This is a genomic window from Pantoea sp. Ep11b (assembly GCF_040783975.1).
GTDB lineage: Bacteria > Pseudomonadota > Gammaproteobacteria > Enterobacterales > Enterobacteriaceae > Pantoea.
The window spans coordinates 2,150,077-2,167,419 of the sequence record NZ_CP160631.1 but is presented as its reverse complement, the minus strand read 5'-3'; the positions used below and the strand labels follow the sequence as shown (position 1 = coordinate 2,167,419).

Here is a 17,343-nt window from a genome sequence, read left to right as displayed (position 1 = left end):
GGCCTCTGTTCCTTTATTACGCGTCACTCTGTTCACTGAATAACGAGGCATCAATGTCAAACAGTCAGCGTTTTGAAATTACGGCGGGTTACAGCCATTTGCTGGGGGCCAACTTTGACGGTCAGGGCGTGAACTTCGCCCTGTTCAGCGCCCACGCCGAGCGGGTTGAACTCTGTCTGTACGATCCCAGCGGCACGACGGAAATTGCCCGTCTGACGTTGCCGGAATATACCCATGAAGTCTGGCACGGCTATGTGCCGGGTCTGAAGCCCGGTGCGCTTTATGGCTACCGGGTTTACGGCCCTTACGATCCGGAAAATGGTCATCGCTTTAACCCTAACAAACTCCTGCTCGACCCTTATGCCCGCGAACTGGCGGGCGACATTGCGTGGAACGAGGCGCACTTCGCCTACGATCTCTACCATGACGATAAAGATCTGACGTTCGACAGCCGCGACAGCGCGCCGTTTACACCTAAGTGCCGGGTTATCGACCCGAATGCGTTCGACTGGCAGGACAATAACCGTCCAGGCGTGCCCTGGCCGAAAACGGTGATTTATGAAACCCACGTCAAGGGCTTTACCCAGCTCAATCCTGCGCTGCCACCCGAACTGCGCGGCACCTTTGACGGCATGGGCCACAGAGCGAGCGTCGATTACATCAAAAGCTTAGGGATCACCTCGGTCGAACTGCTGCCGGTGCACTGGTTCCCGGACGATCAGCACCTGCTGGATAAGGGGCTGAAGAACTTCTGGGGCTACAACACGCTGGGCTTCTTTGCGCCTGCCACCCGCTATTTCGGACCGCGCGGCATTCAGGGCTTCCGCGACATGGTGCGCGCCTTCCACGACGCCGGGATCGAGGTGATCCTCGACGTGGTCTACAACCACACCGCCGAGGGAAATGAGCTTGGCCCGACGCTGTCGTTTAAGGGCATCGATAACTTCTCCTATTACCGTACGATGCCCGATCAGCACCGTTACTACATCAACGACACCGGCACCGGCAACACCGTTAACACGTCGCATCCGCGCGTGCTGCAGATGGTGCTCGATTCGCTGCGCTACTGGTCTGAGTCGATGCATATCGACGGTTTCCGTTTCGACCTCGGCACTATTCTTGGCCGCGAGCCGGATGGTTTTGACCCGCGCGGCGGCTTTTTCGATGCCGTGATGCAGGACCCGATTCTGTCGCAGAAGAAGCTGATTGGCGAACCCTGGGATATCGGACCGGGCGGTTATCAGGTGGGCAGCTTCCCGCCCGGCTGGGCAGAGTGGAACGATCAGTATCGCGATACCGTGCGTGACTACTGGAAAGGCAACAACGTCTCAACAGACTTTGCGGCCCGCCTGCTCGGCTCCGGCGATCTGTACGACCAGCACGGCCGTCGCCCCTGGGCCAGCGTCAACTTCATCACCGCGCACGACGGCTTCACCCTCAACGACCTGGTCTCCTACAACGACAAGCACAACGCGGAGAATGGTGAAGATAACAACGACGGGCACAACGACAACCGCTCGTATAACTACGGTGCCGAAGGCCCGACCGACGACGAAGCCATCAACGCGGTGCGCGAACGTCAGAAGCGCAACTTCCTTGCCACGCTGATCTTCTCTCACGGCACGCCGATGCTGCTGGCAGGCGATGAGTTTGGCCGCAGCCAGATGGGTAACAACAACGGCTACTGCCAGGACAGCGAGATCTCCTGGGTGCACTGGGAGAACCTGCCGGAGTCCGCCGAGGCGCTGCGCGAGTTTACCCGCCAGATCCTGCGGTTACGTGCGGAGCAGCCGCTACTGCGGCGTGAAAACTGGCGCGACGGCATGGAGATCAAATGGTTCAACGCCGGGGGCGGGTTCCAGCAGAGCGAGCAGTGGGATGAGGGCTCCACGCTGGGCGTCTATATCGGGCGGCCGGACCTGCAGACTGAAGAGGGTATCTGGCATGACGTCCTGATGCTGCTCAATCCGTTTGAAGGCAATGTGCCCTTCCGCATCCCGCAGTTTGGCGAAGGCGGCTGGGTGCTGGAGCTGACCACCAGCGACGTGGCGAAACGGGGTCTGGTGATCACTAAAGAGAAGGATTTCGAACTGGAAGGCCGCAGTTTTGCCCTGTTCAGACGCCCGTAAAGGCTGAATCGGGTTAAAAACCGCGCATCAGGCGCAGCCTGTTCTGCGCTGCGCTTGAATTTCTGGCGATCGTTGCCAGGCTTAACCGGTTGTTAATCGTGAAAATTGATGCTGATAAGGAGGCATAATGTCCAGATTTACGCAGAAAGTTGTGGTTGTGACAGGTGCCGGATCCGGCATTGGTGAGGCCAGCGCGAAGCGTTTCGCTGAAGAGGGAGCCTCCGTGGTGCTGGTGGGCCGCACCGCGCAGAAACTGGAAGAGACGCTGGCGGGAATGACGGCGGGCGATCATCTGGTGGCGGCCTGCGATGTCTCAGACGCGGAGCAGGTTAAACAGCTGTCAGAAAAGGTGCTGGAGAAGTATGGCCGTGTTGATGTGCTGGTCAACAACGCCGGGGTGATCGTGCAGGGCCGCGTGCATGAAGTCGGACTCGACGCGTGGAAAACCCTGATGAAAACCGACCTGGATGGCGTGTTCTACGGCGTGCACTACTTCATGCCTGCCCTGCTGAAGAGCAAAGGCAACGTGGTTAACATCTCCTCCGTGTCAGGCCTGGGCGGCGACTGGGGCATGAGCATCTACAATGCGGCGAAAGGGGCGATTACCAACTTCACCCGCGCACTGGCAATGGACTACGGCGCGGATGGTGTGCGCGTCAACGCGATCTGCCCCGGCTTTACCTTCACCGATCTGACCGAAGAGGCCAAAAACGATCAGGCGCTGCTGGAGCGTTTCTACGATCGCATCCCGCTGCGGCGTGCGGGTGAAGCGGACGATATCGCCCGTGCCATTCTGTTTATTGCCAGCGAGGAAGCCAGTTATATCACCGGCGTCAATCTTCCGGTCGATGGCGGCCTGACCGCCTCAAATGGCCAGCCTAAACAGGCATAGTTTTTCAGGCAGCGTTTGTACGCTGCCTTTTTTATTCTGAACCACCCGCCTGCTTATTTCTTCTGTTCCCGCCTTGCCGCCGACAGATTATTCCGACCAACTAATGACGGGGAGTATGACGGGTAGGCGTTGCCGCGCGCGCCGGTTTAATTGTCGTGCTGCTGCTGGTCGGACAAATAAAAGTGCTCAGGCAGGCATTACATAATATGGCATTCGCGTGGTGTATTTTCGCCACCGTCAGCGCCTGCTGCCGGGTATAAAGCGAACCAATAAAAACACGCCTGTCGTTCTTAGACAGATTAACGCAACCTTCTTTGTGTAAAATCCATCCACCCATGGGACGCGGGCACAGATAATAATAGCTGGCTTTGAGCATGGCAGTTCATCCTGATAGTTGCTGTATGTGTCGTAAAAAACAGACCAAAATTGGTAAGAGTTTTTTTTGTAATCTGAAGCATTATTAAACTAACTGAGAATTATCCTTAAAACCACTTTATTAGATACCCGAAACCGACTTTGAGAATATGCCCTTTTCCGCCCCCGTTATCGCTTCAGACAATCAACGCCCTGCATTTCTGCGATTCACTTCACCACCCCGATTTCATTTACCCCGCTAATCGATCAATTAACAGACCGAAATTTATTTTTCCCATCAAAAACAATACGATAAAAAAATAATCGACGATGCACTTCTGCGATCACGCTCACATTTCATTAGCGAGCATGGCGGGAAAAAGCGCATCCGCAGGGGTATTTATGAGGATTGATAAACTGAAGCTGAAAATCGCAAAACTGGTCTGCCTGGCCCTGCTCAGCGCAGCACGAAAGCGGGTTACGTCAGCGGCTTATTAAATCAGGCGGGCGCAATTCGACGCGGCTGGCTTGAAAAGCAAACCGTTCGGTTCGCTTTCCGGCAATGAAAAAGGAGGAGACAGCCTGCAGGCCGCCGGGCGGCTCGCCTGTCCCCACGGCCTGCACGCCATCCGTAGCGTTCCACTCTGGCGTGCAGCGAACGTCTCAACGCGAACGCTTACCCTTACTTCAACGCTCACGAAGCCCCGAGCCGAATATGCCGCGCAGAACGGCGGGCTGGCATCACAGAGGCTGCCCTTGTGCACCAGGCTGCTGTTTGAGGGTACGATTATCACGATGCTGATCATCGTGCCTGCTGCTGACAGGGGCGCACGCGTCAGGGCTGAAGAGCCGGCGACGGGTGTTGGCCTGTTTCTGTTCAGGCTGGCAGTCTCGGGTAGCGGAGTCGCGACTGTTCGATCAGCGCCCGGTTGTGGCGGTTATTGTTCCGGCCCCGGAGAGCGGTGCGCCGGAGAAATAACCCGGTGGAAATACAGAGCTTAGTGCTGCGCAGCGGGGCGATGGATCAAGACAGATTCAGTTCGCCTGGCCGCATCAGATATAACTGTCCGACGATGGAAGAGATGTAATGCAGGTGCGGTCTCTGTCCCGCTGAATAGAGAGAGGACGTGAATCAGATCGCACGGATATTTTTAACCCGCGGATTCACTTTCTGCTGAAGGAGATCTTCATCGGGGCCCAGATAATAAGGCACCGCACACTGCCGGCCATCTTTGGTAAATATGATCTGATTATCATGCAGGAATAACGCCGTGAAATGACCGAGCACAACGCCATTTAATTCAAAGCAATGATTTCTGGCCGCACGCAGCCCCTGCTGACTATTCAGAAAATCAACGAATCGCAACACGCTGCGCCTCCTTATAATATATTCGCCTTACCGGAACCGCAGAGATAATAGCCGCAACCCGGACCGGAATCATCCGGCGGGCGCGGTTTTCAGAATAGGCTTATCGCGGATTCATTCATGCTGTTTATTCCGCCCGACGGTGTCCCGTCGCCGTTCAGACCGCCTGCCGGGGATCGTGGCTGTCATAAAAAGACCCCGGCCTGTCATATTTGTATTGCGTCCTCCGCCCGCCCGCTATAACGTTGCTTTTCAACCCTGTGCAGCGTGTCGGAACCCCATACAAACGTGGAAATTTTTGATGCAGAGCCTCGTCACATCGCAGCGATTCAGCAGATCTATGCCTGGCATGTTCTGAACGGTACCGGCTCTTTTGAGACCCTCCCGCCCGACGTCACCGAAATCGGTGAGCGGATGCAAAAGATTCAGCAGGCGGGCCTGCCCTGGTTTATCGCCGTCAGCCACGGCCTGGTATGCGGCTTCTGCTATCTGGCGCCCTACCGTCCCCGCCACGCCTACCGGCATACGCTGGAAGACTCGATCTATATCGATCCCGGCTTTCAGCAGCGCGGCGTCGGTTCAGGCCTGCTGAAGCACGCTATCCGGTGGGCTGAGCAGGCCGGATATCGCCAGCTGATTGCCAATGTCGGTGACAGCGCGAATCACGGTTCGATCGCCCTGCACCGTGCCGCCGGCTTTGAGACCACCGGCATCCTGCGCGCGGTGGGGTTCAAACAGGGACGCTGGCTGGATACCGTTTTTATGCAGCGGGCGCTGGGATTAGGTGATTCCGCGCTGCCAACAGGCAGCGAAACATCGCTGTAACAGAAAAGGCGCACCGGACCTCGTTCTCCGCAGGAGAACCTTCTGGTAAGGTGTGTTAACAAAAAATAAAAAATCCCGGAAACCGTTATGTTGTCGACAATCATCTATCGCAGCCACATTACCGACCATGTGCCGCTTGATACCCTGGCTGATCTGGCGCGTAAAGCGAACAAAATCAATCGCTCATCAAGCGTCACGGGTATCTTACTGTTCAATGGCACGCATTTCTTCCAGCTGCTGGAAGGCCCGGAAGCAGCAGTCAAAGCGGTTTACAGCCGGATTTGCCGGGATCCGCGCCACCATAATCTGGTTGAGCTGCTGCGCGATTACGCGCCGTCGCGCCGCTTTGGTCACGTCGGCATGGAGCTGTTCGATCTGCGGCAGCATGACAAAGCGCGGGTGCTGGAAGCGGTTCTGGAAAAATGTACCAGTAAGTTTCAGATGATCTATACCGACCGGGCGCTGCAGTTCCTGCGTACCTTTGTCGAGGCACGGGAAAAAGAGAACTATTTTGAGATCCCCGCCGCCAGCAACTGGCAATTTATTCGTGATGAGTCAGAGCAGCGTGCAGGTGACGTGTCGCTGGTGGCCGCGGATGAGATCACTTTCGCGTTCCAGCCCATCGTGGATCCCCTCGCCTGCGAAATTGTTTCGCTGGAGGCGCTGCTGCGCGGTCCCCGGGGGGAATCCCCGCTCGACTATTTTGCCCGGCTGCCCCGCGAGGAGCTCTATCAGATCGATCTGAGGTCGAAAAAGAACGCCTTCGCCCAGGCGAAACAGCTGGGGATTGAGGGAATGACCCTGTCGATCAACCTGCTGCCGATGACGCTGGTCACCGTGCCCGACGCCGTCCCCTATTTACTGAATGAGATTGCGGCGCACGGCCTGGTGCCGGAGCAGGTCATGGTGGAGTTCACCGAAAATGAAATTATCTCCCAGCCTGAAGCCTTTGAAGCCGCTATCAGGCAGCTGAAGGCCGCCGGTATCAGCCTGGCGCTGGATGATTTTGGTGCCGGTTTTGCCGGGCTGTCGCTGCTGACCCGCATCCAGCCTGACAAGATCAAGATCGACCGCGCCATTATCTCGGATGTGCATAAAAGCGGTCCCAAGCAGGCGATCATTCACGCCATTCTGAAATGCTGCGCCTCACTGGAAATCGGCGTTATCGCCGAAGGCATTGAGCAGCCGGAAGAGTGGATGTGGCTGGAGGCAGCCGGCGTGACTCAGTTCCAGGGATTTCTGTTCTCAAAACCTGAACTGAACGGCATCGGCGCCGTGGCCTGGCCGGAGCTGAACTAACCCCCTGCGATTTGGATGAATTTGTCCTCACCCGCCTTGCTGGATCATCCGGCCGCTGCTAAATAATTAACAGCGCCGGAAGATCATTTTTCTGTCATCTTCCCGCGGCAGAGTCAGTTATTACCCCATCAGTGATTAAATGTTTAGCAGTCAGATGTTCAGTGTTTAGGCCAGCGCAACGCGCCATGCGTGCGACGTGACTCCAGGGACAGCATTTGAGGAACTGAATGAAGCAGATTATCCGTGGTGATAAAGAACCCGCCCATATCCTGGCAGCGACCCGTGCGCTTGAAGCGCACTACTCCCGCTACGGGGAAGGAAACAAGTACCATCCCATTATCTACTCCATTGCCTACCGCAGCCGCTTCTATCAGGTTGAAGTGATCACCCGCCGGGAAACCATGGTTGCCACGGTTATTACCGGCGTGCGCAAACTTTCGCACCTCTCTGGTGCCGCCTGACGGATCTTACCTGCCGGGGGCGGACAGCCCCCTTTCTCCACCTATCGCCGGTAGAGTGAATTAGCCGGAAAGATGGCCCCAATCACGCTTTTCTCCCGTGCGCCGGTCACGGCGGGCAGATTGCCCGGCAACCCGGAAAGCGTGCGGAAGGCCAGCCAGGCAAACGCCAGCGCCTCCATGTCATCACCACTCACGCCCGCGCTGTCGGTGGTCGTCACCTCGGTTCCCGGAAGATGCGCCGCCAGTCGCGCCATCAGCAGCGGGTTGCGGCTGCCGCCACCACATACCAGCAGACGATCGCAGCCATCATGGAGTAAAACCTGATGGGTAATGGTGATGGCTGTCAGTTCCACCAGCGTGGCCTGCACATCCTGCGGCGCCAGCCCCGGGAAGTAGCGCAGATGCTGTTCCAGCCAGCCCAGATTAAAGTGTTCACGGCCGGTGCTCTTCGGCGGTGGCAGCGCGAACCAGGGCTCCCGCAACAGCGCCTCAAGCAGGGCCGGGATTACCGTCCCGCTGCGGGCCCACTGCGCATCCCGGTCATAGGGCAGCGCCTGATTTCGCCAGATCCAGGCGTCGAGCAGCATATTGCCGGGGCCGGTATCAAAACCGCGCACCGGCTGCCCCGGGATCAGCAGCGAGAGATTAGCGATGCCGCCAATATTCAGCACCATGCGGCGTTCGGCGGCATCCATCAGCAGCGCCTGATGGAAAGCGGGCACCAGCGGCGCGCCCTGCCCGCCCAGCGCCATGTCGCGACGGCGGAAGTCGCCTACGACCGTAACGCCGGTCGCCGCGACAATCTGATTCGCATCCCCAATCTGCAGCGTGTTGGGGGCCTCGCTCTGAGGTTCATGCCAGACGGTCTGACCGTGGCAGCCAATCGCCGTGATATCGCTGGCTTCCAGCGACTCGCGCTTCATCAGTGTCACCACCGCCTCAGCAAACAGCTGACCGAGGCGGGTATCGAGCTGGCCGAGCTGCGACAGCGTCAGAGACTGCCCTTGGCAGATCGCCAGAATCGCCTGACGCAGCGCGGGGGGCATCGGATGGCAGTAGCTCGCCTGTTGCGCCACCATATTCTCGTCGATGGCGGCCAGCACCACATCCACTCCATCCAGGCTGGTGCCTGACATTACCCCGATATAGCGTCCTGATTTCATAGCCATTCCTTACTCCCGGCGCGATGTGCAATTCGTCTGCGGCTAGCCTGACAAATAATGATCGCTAATTCTATGATTAATTTATTTTAATCCAAACGTGCTAACCGATAACGCAACGCCATCTTTTTTCATTCCCGATTGAATTATTGTTGTTCCTGCATAGTCTATGCTTCGTCCAACCGCGTTTTGTTCGGACAGGGATTAATTTGCCAGGTTTGTGTCTTATACTGAGAGCAGGATACAGCGATAAACGTGGCGCCCTCTCGACTAAAGGAGTTTCAAATGATTAAGCGTGTAATTGTGGTCGCTCTGACCGGTATGATGCTGGCAGGTTGTAGCAATACCAGTACGCTGTCGGGTGATACCTACAGTGCCAGCGAAGCCAAGCAGGTGCAGAGCGTTTCATACGGTACGTTAGTCTCTGTTCGTCCGGTGAAGATTCAGGGCGGCAGTGACAGCAACGTTATTGGTGCTATCGGCGGTGCCGTGCTGGGTGGCTTCCTGGGCAACACCATTGGTGGTGGTGCCGGTCGCAGCCTGGCGACAGCCGGTGGTGCGGTGCTGGGTGGCGTAGCCGGTCAGGGCGTTCAGGGCGCAATCAATAAAACTGATGGCGTCGAGCTGGAAATCCGTAAGGATGATGGCAACACCATCATGGTTGTGCAGAAACAGGATGCGTCCCGTTACTCCGTGGGTCAGCGTGTTGTGATGGCGTCTAACGGAAGCCAGGTGACCGTTTCACCTCGCTAACAGCGTCAGACAAAAAACCGACGCCCGGGCGTCGGTTTTTTTATTTCTCTTTATGCTGAAGTTCGAGAATGTTTTTCTCCAGCCGGGCGATCAGCGTCACCATCTGTCCGATCTCCTCCTGACTGATCCCGGAAAGAATGTCGTCGCGCGTCGCATCAATGACGCTCTCAACCTGTTCAATAATCGGTTCCGCCTGCTGCGTCAGCTTAATACGCTTGGCACGACGATCGTTGGCGCAGGTCGAACGGGTGATTAACCCCTTCTCCTCCAGCTGATCCAGCGTACGCACCAGAGACGGCTGTTCAATCCCGATCGCCTTGGCTAACTGGATCTGTGACTGCTCAGGCGGCAGTTGATGAATATTGTGCAACGTCACCCAGTGAGTCTGAGTCAGCTCAAGCGGTTTCAGCCGCTGATCAATCAACGCGCGCCAGATGCGCACCAAACGAGATAAATCCGTTCCGAGTGGCGTATCCATTTCATCTCCTTATAATTAGCTTGCTAGCTATCAAGCCAGATTTTACACTATTCTGCGAGTTTACAGGACAAATTACAAATCCCGGACCTGACCCCGAAAACGCAGCTGCGCCCGGAGTCTGCCGTCTGGGTTAACGAAGGATGTTATTACGTGCTCACTCCTGCGCTTTCAGGGGCGAAACCGCTGACCGATCTGGTCGTGGGTGCCTCACTCTTTTTCCCGCCGATGTTCAAAGCGGTGATCCTCGGCTTCTTTTTCTGGCTGCTGATCCACCCGCTGGTACGTGGCTGGATCTACTCCGGCGATGTCTGGCATCCCACCCTGTTTGATCTCTCCCTGTTTGTGCTGTGCGTCACCGCCGCACTCTGGCTCATCGGTCATGGATAATTGAGATGAAATTTAATGCGGTAAAGTATTTCTCCACGCTGATCGTCTTTGCGCTGGCGCTGCTGGCTGGCGGCTGGCTGTGGAACTACTACATGCAGTCGCCCTGGACTCGCGACGGCAAAGTCCGGGCGGAGCTGGTGGATATCACGCCTGAGGTTTCGGGCCGCATCACCCAGCTTCGCGTCAGGGACAATCAGTTTGTGCATCGCGGCGATCCCCTGCTGACGCTGGATCCGGTGCCGTGGCAGATTGCGCTCGACAATGCCGCCGCCCAGCTCAGCAAAGCGCAGGCCGACCTGGCCAAAGCGCAGCATGAATTTAACCGCCGCAGCGGCCTGCCGCGCAATGTCATCTCCGCCGAAGATCTTGATGCGGCACGCCTGAGCGCCGGAGCCGCGGCCGCCAGTGCCAAAGCGGCACAGGCAGAATGGGAACGGGCGCGCTGGAATCTGCAGCAGACGACGCTGACCGCCCCGGTGGATGGCTGGGTTACTAACCTGACGCTGCGACCGGGCAACTATGCCACGGCGGGCACGCCGCTGTTCGCTCTGGTGGATGGACACTCCTGGTATGTGATGGGCTATTTTGAAGAGACCAAACTGCGCCATATTCAGGCCGGTGCGGCTGCACAGGTGGTGCTCTACAGCAACGGGATGCAGCTGCAGGGCAAAGTCGACAGCATTGGCCGCGCCATCTATGACCAGAGTATCGGGACCGACAGCGGGCTGGTGCCCGATATCAAGCCCAACGTGCCTTGGGTCCGGCTGGCGCAGCGCGTGCCGGTGCGTATTCGCCTCAACCCGTTACCCGCCAGCGCCGACCTGGTCGCAGGCACCAGCTGTACGATCACGATTCAGCCATGAATATTCAGTGGCTGGCCTGGGATCAGCTGCCGTGGATTAAGGCCAGCGGCGGACAGTGGCGCTATGCGTTGCGCAACGCTATCGCCATGTGTCTGGCGCTCAGCATCGCCTATGGACTGGATCTTGACGAACCCTACTGGGCGATGACCTCTGCCGCCGTCATCAGTTTTCCCACCGTCGGCGGTGCGATAAGCAAAAGTCTCGGCCGCATCGTCGGCAGCCTGCTGGGGGCCAGCGCCGCGCTGCTGATCGCCGGGCACACCCTGAATGAGCCCTGGCTGTTTACTTTTGCCATTGCCGGCTGGCTGGCGCTCTGCACCGGGATCGCCAGTCACTATCAGAATAATGTCGCCTACGCCTTTTCGCTGGCGGGCTATACCGCAGCCATTATTGCGTTCAGCAGCGTCAATATTACGGATATCACCACGCTCTGGACCATCGCTCAGGCCCGCGTCTGCGAGGTCATCTCCGGCATTCTGTGTGCCGGGCTGATGATGATGGTGCTGCCAAGCACCTCGGATGGAGAGACGCTGATTACGTCACTGAAGCAGATGCACGACCGCCTGCTGGAGCACGCCGTGCTGCTGCTGCAGCCCACGGCCAGCGACACTATCCGTATCGCGCATGAAAACGTAATCAGCCAGATCCTGACCATGAATCTGCTGCGGATCCAGGCGTTCTGGAGTCACTATCGCTTTCGCCGCCAGAACAACGTGCTGAACTATGTGCTGCATCAGCAGCTGCGGCTGACCAGCGTGCTGTCCAGCCTGCGCCGCATGTTGCTGAACTGGCCGGATGCGCCAGAGACGCTGTTCACGGCGCTGCAGCAACTGCTGGCGGAGCTGGCGAAACCGGCGTGCGACAAGTACCGGCTGGCGCAGATCCTGCGCAGCGTGACGCCCGCAGCGGATGGCGACTACCGGCAGCGCGCCTTCTGCCAGCGGCTGCGCTACTTCTGCTGGATGTACCTTAACGTGCTGCGCTGGATACGCCTGCTGGAACGCGCCGATGCGGACACCCGCTTTCAGCCGCCGCCGGTGCCGGCGCTGGCCCGCGACAGTGACAGCGCCGAAGCGGGCTGGAGCGCCCTGCGCACCTTCTCCGTCATCGTGCTCGGCTGCGCGTTCTGGATTAACACGCAATGGTCTTCCGGCGCCGCTGCGCTGACCTTAACGGCCATCGCCTGCGTGCTCTACGCCTCATCACCCTCACCCGGCGGCAGCGTCACCCTGCTGCTGAAGACCCTGCTCTGGCTGTTTGCCTTTAGTTTTGTGATGAAGTTTGGCCTGATGGTGCAGATCAGTCAGCTGTGGCCCTTTCTGCTGCTGCTCTTTCCGCTGCTGGTAACGCTGCAGCTCTTTAAACTGCAGCAGAAACAGCGCGCCGGGATGTGGGGACAATTTATCGTCTTTATGGGCTCGTTTATCGCGGTGACCAATCCACCAGACTGGGATTATCAGGCATTCTTCAACGACAACATCGCCAAGGTCTGCGGCGTGCTGCTGGCCTGGCTGGCGTTTCAGATCCTGCGGCCCAGCTCCGACGCACGGCGCAGCCGTCGCCATATCCGCGCACTGCGGCTGGCGTTTCTCGATCAGCTGCGACAGCGTCCCCGTCTCAGCGAGAGCCGCTTTGAGTCGCAGATCTATCACCGTATCAGTCAGCTCAGCCACAGCCGGGATGAACAGGCGCGTGTCTGGCTTCTGCGCTGGGGCGTGGTGCTGCTGAACTGTTCGCACATTGTCTGGCAGCTGCGGGAGTGGCGCGCCAGTTCGGCGACGTTGATGGCGTTTCGTGAGGAGAGTCTGCGTCATCTGCAGCAGATTATGAGCAGTCGGGGCGTACAGCATAGCTCGCTGGATCGGGCGCTGGCGGAACTGGAGGCAACCATCGCTACTTTACTGGCGCTGGAAAGCAACGATGCCAGCGAACTGGCGGGCATTATCTGGCGTTTACGCTGTTCGCTGGCGCAGCTTAAACAGGCGGTGCCTGCCTGATCACTGGCAATATTGCTGCTGCTGGCGGTTAAAGTCCTCCTGCAGCTGTTGCAATGTTTTGTGGCCTTCGAAGCGGGTTTTATCCATCTCGGTCATCGGCTCGATCACCAGCGCCTTCTCATCCGGTGAGAAGATAAACCGGCGCGTCAGTTCACTGCCGGTAAAACTCTGACCGCGGATCCCGCCACAGACCATCGTCATGGTGTGACGATAGATGGTGGTTTCGGTGAAATTGGTTTCGGTGGCGCTGCGAAAGACCTGGTCGCACCCCTGTTTCTCCAGCTGACGCACCATGTTGCGGCTCAGCCATTCACGCCCTCTGGCGATTTTTTCGCAGTTGACACGCATCGGGCTGGTGTCGATGGTGCGCTGAAGCTCGCGACCGGTTTCAGTCACCAGTTGCGTATCATTGGGTTTATCGCATCCCACCAGCAGCAGACACAGCAGTAATGCGCCCTTGACTCTCATTTTTCCCGCTCCTTCCCCGTCACGCTTTCGTACCTGAATCAATATCATAGGGGGGAAATGGCGGGGATGGTACAACAATTACTAAACAGGGGGGTGAAAAGCGGGCGGCTGGCGTCGGCCGCCCGCTAAAGTCAGATGACGCCGCAGGCATAGCGCGCCCCGCCACCGCCCAGCGGTTTGGGCTGATCGGCGTGATTATCCCCGCCAGCATGCACCATCAGCGCCTTGCCCTTGATTTCCTGCAGCGACTTCAGGCGTGGAGCCAGCACCGGATAGGTTGCCTTGCCAGCGTCGTCCACATAGATCGCAGGCAAGTCGCCCAGGTGTCCTTCACCATAGGGCCCCAGATGTTTGCCCGTGTTAGCCGGATCGAGGTGCCCCCCTGCGGCACCGGCAGCAACAACCTTGCCTTCCGATTCGCCCGGTTCACAGCTCCCTTTCGCATGCACATGGAAGCCGTGAATGCCCGGTTTCAGCCCCTGCAGTTCAGGCGTGAACTGCAGGCCATACTGCGTCTCGTCGATCCTGACAGTGCCCAGCGACTGACCAACCCCTTCGGCGGTAACCTGATGGATACTGACCTCTTCGCTGGCAGCCTGAGCCGAGCCGCAGGCGATCAAAGCACATAGCGCAACTGCTTTCAGTTTCATGGTAACTCCGTTTGCAGACCAGGGTGTGCGATAAGTCTGGCCGCTGTTGCGCTGTTTTGCCGGAAATTGACGCAGCTTTACGCTTCAGGGCACATCATAGCCCAGGGCGGCCTTACGAATGCGGAACCACTGCTGACGCGTCAGGGTCAGATCAAGCGAACGCGCGACCTCACTCACCCGCGCCGCTTTACCTGAGCCAATAATCGGCAGCGGTCGCGAAGGCAGCATCACTATCCAGGCGTAGACCACCTGCTCCAGGCTGGTTGCGCCGGTTTCCTGCCGGACCGCTTCCAGCTCATCACGCAACGGCTGGAAATGGGGATCGTTAAACAGGCGGCCGCCGCCCAGACAGGACCAGGCCATCGGCCGGATGCGCAGCTGCTGACACTGATCCAGTGCTCCATCCAGCAGGACGCTTTGCTGCACCGGGGAGATCTCCAGCTGATTAGTGACCAGCGAAAACGGCAGGCGGGATTGCAGCAGGGAGAACTGGGCAGGCGTGAAATTGGAGACGCCAAAGTGCAGCACCTTGCCGCTTTGATGCAGGGCCATAAAGGCGTCAGCAACCTCGTCCGCTTCCATCAGTGGATCGGGCCGATGGATCAGCAGCAGGTCAAGCCGATCGGTATGGAAATGGCGCAGCGAGTTTTCCGCGCTCTGCAGAATATGCGCTTTATCGGTAATGTAGTGACCGATCCGGTTTTCGGGTCGGGCGCGGGTGGCGATACCGCATTTGGTCACAATCTGCAGCCGATCGCGCAGGCCGGGCGCCAGCTTCAGCGCCTCACCGAATGCGGCTTCACACTGGTAATCGCCGTAGATGTCGGCATGGTCGACGGTGGTGATCCCCAGGTTCAGATGGTGCTCAATAAACGCGACCCGCTCCTGAGGCGACATGCCCCACTCCATCAGACGCCAGTACCCCATAACCAGCGGTGAAAATTCGGGGCCCTGTAAGGCGATGGCCTGCGGTTGTAACATGACATTCTCCCTGTTGCGCATTGGCTGAAATTAGCGTTCCAGAGAGTATAACGGAAAGCCGAGCGGGGATAGTCGTCAGAACAACTCTGGCTGCTGAGGATCGGGTGGCTCTTCGCCTTTCTGCTGCCGTTGCATGCGCAGACGACGCTGCTGGCACAGGCGAATGACCTCACGCTTTTGCGCATCACTGAAGCGCAGCCAGTTGAACCGCTCATCGCGGCTGCGTAAACATCCCAGACAGTAGCCGCGTGCATCCGTCTGGCAGATACCGCGACAGGGGCTGGGAACCGGGAAAAACTCAAGCTGCTCGGCCACCACGCCTCCGGTTTCACAGAATAAACGGTCAATAAAAGCGTAGCCTGGTCAGGCAGAAAGTCCGCCCCGCGCGGCCAGAATTATCCTGATCCTGGCCGGTCAGGTGAACACTCTGTGCGGAATGCACCCTGAGACGTTGCATTAGACCGACTGGTCTACTAACCTCACTGCCATGAATAAGATGCTACAGCGTAATGCAACCCGCGAACACCTGCTTCAGACAGGTGAACAGCTCTGTCTGCAACGCGGCTTTACCGGAATGGGCCTGAGCGAACTGCTGACCCAGGCGGCGGTGCCGAAAGGCTCCTTCTACTACTATTTCCGTTCTAAAGAGGCGTTTGGCGTGGCACTGCTGGAGCGCTACTTTGCGCGTTACCTGCAGGATGTGACGCTTCAGCTCAATCAGACCGAGGGCACGCCGACGGAGCGTCTGCTTAATCACTTCCGTGCCGCCGTTGAACTGTTTGTGCAACAGGGGCATATCGTGGGCTGTCTGGGCGTCAAAGTCTCAGCCGAAGTGTGCGACCTCTCTGAACCGATGCGCGCGGCCCTGCAACAGGGGGCGGCGAAGATCACGGCCCTGTATGCCCGGACGCTGACTGCCGCAGCCGAGCAGGAGTCTCTTCACCTTCCGCAGCCTCCGGCGCAGATGGCGGAATTGCTGTCGCTGTTGTGGCTCGGCGCCAGCCTGCAGAGCAAAATTTCCCGCGAGGCGCAGCCACTGCGTCTGGCATTGAGCACCCTCGAACAGTGGCTCGAACGCCGCTGATTTTTAAAAAACGTGTTTGTAGACGACTGGTCTACTAATCAGGAGCTATTATGGCGAGTACCCAGCTGTTTCGTCCGCTGAAAGTCGGCGCAATTACCGTCCCGAACCGCGTATTTATGGCACCGCTGACCCGTCTGCGCAGCATCGAACCCGGCGACATCCCGACGCCGATGATGGCGGAATATTACCGTCAGCGCGCCAGCGCCGGTCTGATCATCACCGAAGCGACCCAGATCTCCTTCCAGGCGAAAGGTTATGCCGGTGCGCCTGGCCTGCACACCCAGCCGCAGATCGCGGCGTGGAAAGAGATCAACGACGGCGTGCACCAGGCGGGCGGTCACACGGCCGTACAGTTATGGCACACCGGCCGTATCTCGCATAACAGTGTGCAGCCGGAAGGCAAAGCCCCTGTTGCGCCTTCGGCCCTGCCTGCAGGCACCCGTACCTCTCTGCGTGCGGAAGATGGCAGCGTCTATCGCGAAGAGACCTCTCTGCCGCGCGAACTGACGGTGCCGGAAATTCAGCAGATCGTAGCCGATTTTGGTCAGGCTGCGGCTAACGCGCGTGAAGCGGACTTTGACCTGCTTGAGCTGCACTCGGCGCACGGCTACCTGATCCACCAGTTCCTGGCCCCCGATTCAAACCAGCGCACCGATGAGTATGGCGGCAGCATCGAAAAACGCGGTCGCTTTGCGCTGGAAGTCGTTGATGCGGTGATCGCCAACTGGTCTGCCGACCGCATCGGCATCCGCGTCTCGCCTGTCGGCAGTTTCCAGAATCTGGACAACGGCCCGGACGAAGAAGAGGCGGCGCTGTGGTACATCGGTGAGCTGGCGAAACGCAACATCGCTTATCTGCACCTCTCTGAGCCAGACTGGGCGGGCGGAAAGCCTTACACCGAGGCTTTCCGTCAGAAAGTGCGCGATCTCTTCCCGGGTGCCATCATCGGTGCCGGTGCCTACACCGTAGAAAAAGCGGACGACCTGATTTCACGCGGTCTGATCGATGCGGTCGCCTTTGGCCGTGATTACATCGCAAACCCGGATCTGGTGGAACGTCTGCAGCAGGATGCCCCACTCAACCCACAGCGCCCGGAAAGCTTCTACGGCGGTGGCGCTGAAGGGTATATCGATTACCCGACGCTGTAAGCGGGTCAGGCTGCTGTCCGGGACGATGACGGCAGCCATTATTCACAG

General features: G+C 58.3%; 18 protein-coding genes. 11 read left to right on the top strand and 7 right to left on the bottom strand.

The features are described from left to right. Positions 1–53 precede the first annotated feature (53 nt). Both glgX and AB1748_RS10310 read left to right on the top strand, forming a co-directional pair. Positions 54–2,129, top strand: a complete 2,076-nt coding sequence (gene glgX / locus AB1748_RS10315) for a glycogen debranching protein GlgX (protein ID WP_293769878.1) — start codon at positions 54–56, stop codon at positions 2,127–2,129. Between the two features lie 127 nt (positions 2,130–2,256). Next, on the top strand, positions 2,257–3,021 hold the full coding sequence (locus AB1748_RS10310; RefSeq protein ID WP_111139047.1) for an SDR family NAD(P)-dependent oxidoreductase: 765 nt from the start codon (positions 2,257–2,259) through the stop codon (positions 3,019–3,021). 100 nt (positions 3,022–3,121) lie between these two features. On the opposite strand, the gene AB1748_RS10305 is transcribed toward AB1748_RS10310, so the two are convergent. Beyond that, positions 3,122–3,397: a hypothetical protein gene (locus AB1748_RS10305; protein ID WP_111139048.1), complete on the bottom strand. Its 276-nt coding sequence runs from the start codon at positions 3,395–3,397 to the stop codon at positions 3,122–3,124. 1,632 nt (positions 3,398–5,029) lie between these two features. On the opposite strand from AB1748_RS10305, the gene AB1748_RS10300 reads away from it, so the two are divergent. The 3 genes from AB1748_RS10300 (at position 5,030) to AB1748_RS10290 (ending at position 7,326) form a co-directional block, all read left to right on the top strand. Beyond that, entirely contained in the window at positions 5,030–5,566 is a 537-nt protein-coding gene (locus AB1748_RS10300) for an N-acetyltransferase family protein (protein WP_367395449.1), read from the top strand. An 87-nt stretch (positions 5,567–5,653) separates the two neighbouring features. Beyond that, positions 5,654–6,865 (top strand): diguanylate phosphodiesterase, encoded by a 1,212-nt coding sequence (locus tag AB1748_RS10295; RefSeq protein WP_111139051.1) that lies wholly within the window; start codon positions 5,654–5,656, stop codon positions 6,863–6,865. Positions 6,866–7,092: 227 nt separating this feature from the next. Further along, positions 7,093–7,326 (top strand): DUF4060 family protein, encoded by a 234-nt coding sequence (locus tag AB1748_RS10290; protein WP_111139052.1) that lies wholly within the window; start codon positions 7,093–7,095, stop codon positions 7,324–7,326. Between the two features lie 41 nt (positions 7,327–7,367). Here the strand turns inward: AB1748_RS10290 and anmK are convergent, their stop codons facing one another. Beyond that, positions 7,368–8,489 carry an anhydro-N-acetylmuramic acid kinase gene (anmK, locus tag AB1748_RS10285; RefSeq protein ID WP_367396338.1) on the bottom strand — a complete coding sequence of 374 codons (1,122 nt, stop codon included), beginning with the start codon at positions 8,487–8,489 and terminating at the stop codon, positions 7,368–7,370. Between the two features lie 282 nt (positions 8,490–8,771). Here anmK and slyB point away from each other — a divergent pair, with 282 nt between their 5' ends. Next, entirely contained in the window at positions 8,772–9,239 is a 468-nt protein-coding gene (slyB, locus tag AB1748_RS10280; RefSeq protein WP_111139054.1) for an outer membrane lipoprotein SlyB, read from the top strand. A gap of 40 nt (positions 9,240–9,279) precedes the next feature. On the opposite strand, the gene slyA is transcribed toward slyB, so the two are convergent. Beyond that, positions 9,280–9,717 carry a transcriptional regulator SlyA gene (gene slyA, locus AB1748_RS10275; RefSeq protein ID WP_111139055.1) on the bottom strand — a complete coding sequence of 146 codons (438 nt, stop codon included), beginning with the start codon at positions 9,715–9,717 and terminating at the stop codon, positions 9,280–9,282. 150 nt (positions 9,718–9,867) lie between these two features. On the opposite strand from slyA, the gene AB1748_RS10270 reads away from it, so the two are divergent. From AB1748_RS10270 to AB1748_RS10260, 3 genes are read left to right on the top strand one after another with little or no spacing between them, the layout of a single operon-like run. After that, positions 9,868–10,104: a DUF1656 domain-containing protein gene (locus AB1748_RS10270; protein WP_111139056.1), complete on the top strand. Its 237-nt coding sequence runs from the start codon at positions 9,868–9,870 to the stop codon at positions 10,102–10,104. A 5-nt stretch (positions 10,105–10,109) separates the two neighbouring features. After that, positions 10,110–10,967 carry an HlyD family secretion protein gene (locus tag AB1748_RS10265; RefSeq protein WP_111139057.1) on the top strand — a complete coding sequence of 286 codons (858 nt, stop codon included), beginning with the start codon at positions 10,110–10,112 and terminating at the stop codon, positions 10,965–10,967. Further along, positions 10,964–12,964, top strand: a complete 2,001-nt coding sequence (locus tag AB1748_RS10260; RefSeq protein ID WP_367395448.1) for an FUSC family protein — start codon at positions 10,964–10,966, stop codon at positions 12,962–12,964. Before AB1748_RS10265 ends, AB1748_RS10260 begins: the two co-directional genes overlap by 4 nt. Here AB1748_RS10260 and AB1748_RS10255 read toward each other — a convergent pair whose 3' ends face one another. The 4 genes from AB1748_RS10255 to AB1748_RS10240 all read right to left on the bottom strand — a co-directional run bounded on the left by AB1748_RS10255 (position 12,965) and on the right by AB1748_RS10240 (position 15,378). Then, positions 12,965–13,432 (bottom strand): hypothetical protein, encoded by a 468-nt coding sequence (locus AB1748_RS10255; RefSeq protein WP_111139059.1) that lies wholly within the window; start codon positions 13,430–13,432, stop codon positions 12,965–12,967. It abuts the gene before it with no gap. A 131-nt stretch (positions 13,433–13,563) separates the two neighbouring features. After that, the gene (gene sodC / locus AB1748_RS10250; RefSeq protein WP_111139060.1) at positions 13,564–14,082 is read right to left on the bottom strand and encodes a superoxide dismutase family protein; all 519 of its coding nucleotides are present in this window, start codon (positions 14,080–14,082) and stop codon (positions 13,564–13,566) included. Between the two features lie 84 nt (positions 14,083–14,166). Next, positions 14,167–15,063: an aldo/keto reductase family oxidoreductase gene (locus AB1748_RS10245; protein ID WP_111139061.1), complete on the bottom strand. Its 897-nt coding sequence runs from the start codon at positions 15,061–15,063 to the stop codon at positions 14,167–14,169. A 75-nt stretch (positions 15,064–15,138) separates the two neighbouring features. Continuing rightward, positions 15,139–15,378: a DUF1289 domain-containing protein gene (locus tag AB1748_RS10240; RefSeq protein ID WP_111139062.1), complete on the bottom strand. Its 240-nt coding sequence runs from the start codon at positions 15,376–15,378 to the stop codon at positions 15,139–15,141. A gap of 172 nt (positions 15,379–15,550) precedes the next feature. Between AB1748_RS10240 and AB1748_RS10235 the strand changes: the two genes are divergently transcribed. Beyond that, complete coding sequence (locus AB1748_RS10235; RefSeq protein WP_111139063.1) at positions 15,551–16,147, top strand: TetR/AcrR family transcriptional regulator; 597 nt, start codon at positions 15,551–15,553, stop codon at positions 16,145–16,147. Between the two features lie 50 nt (positions 16,148–16,197). After that, positions 16,198–17,295 (top strand): alkene reductase, encoded by a 1,098-nt coding sequence (locus tag AB1748_RS10230; protein ID WP_111139064.1) that lies wholly within the window; start codon positions 16,198–16,200, stop codon positions 17,293–17,295. Positions 17,296–17,343 lie beyond the last annotated feature (48 nt).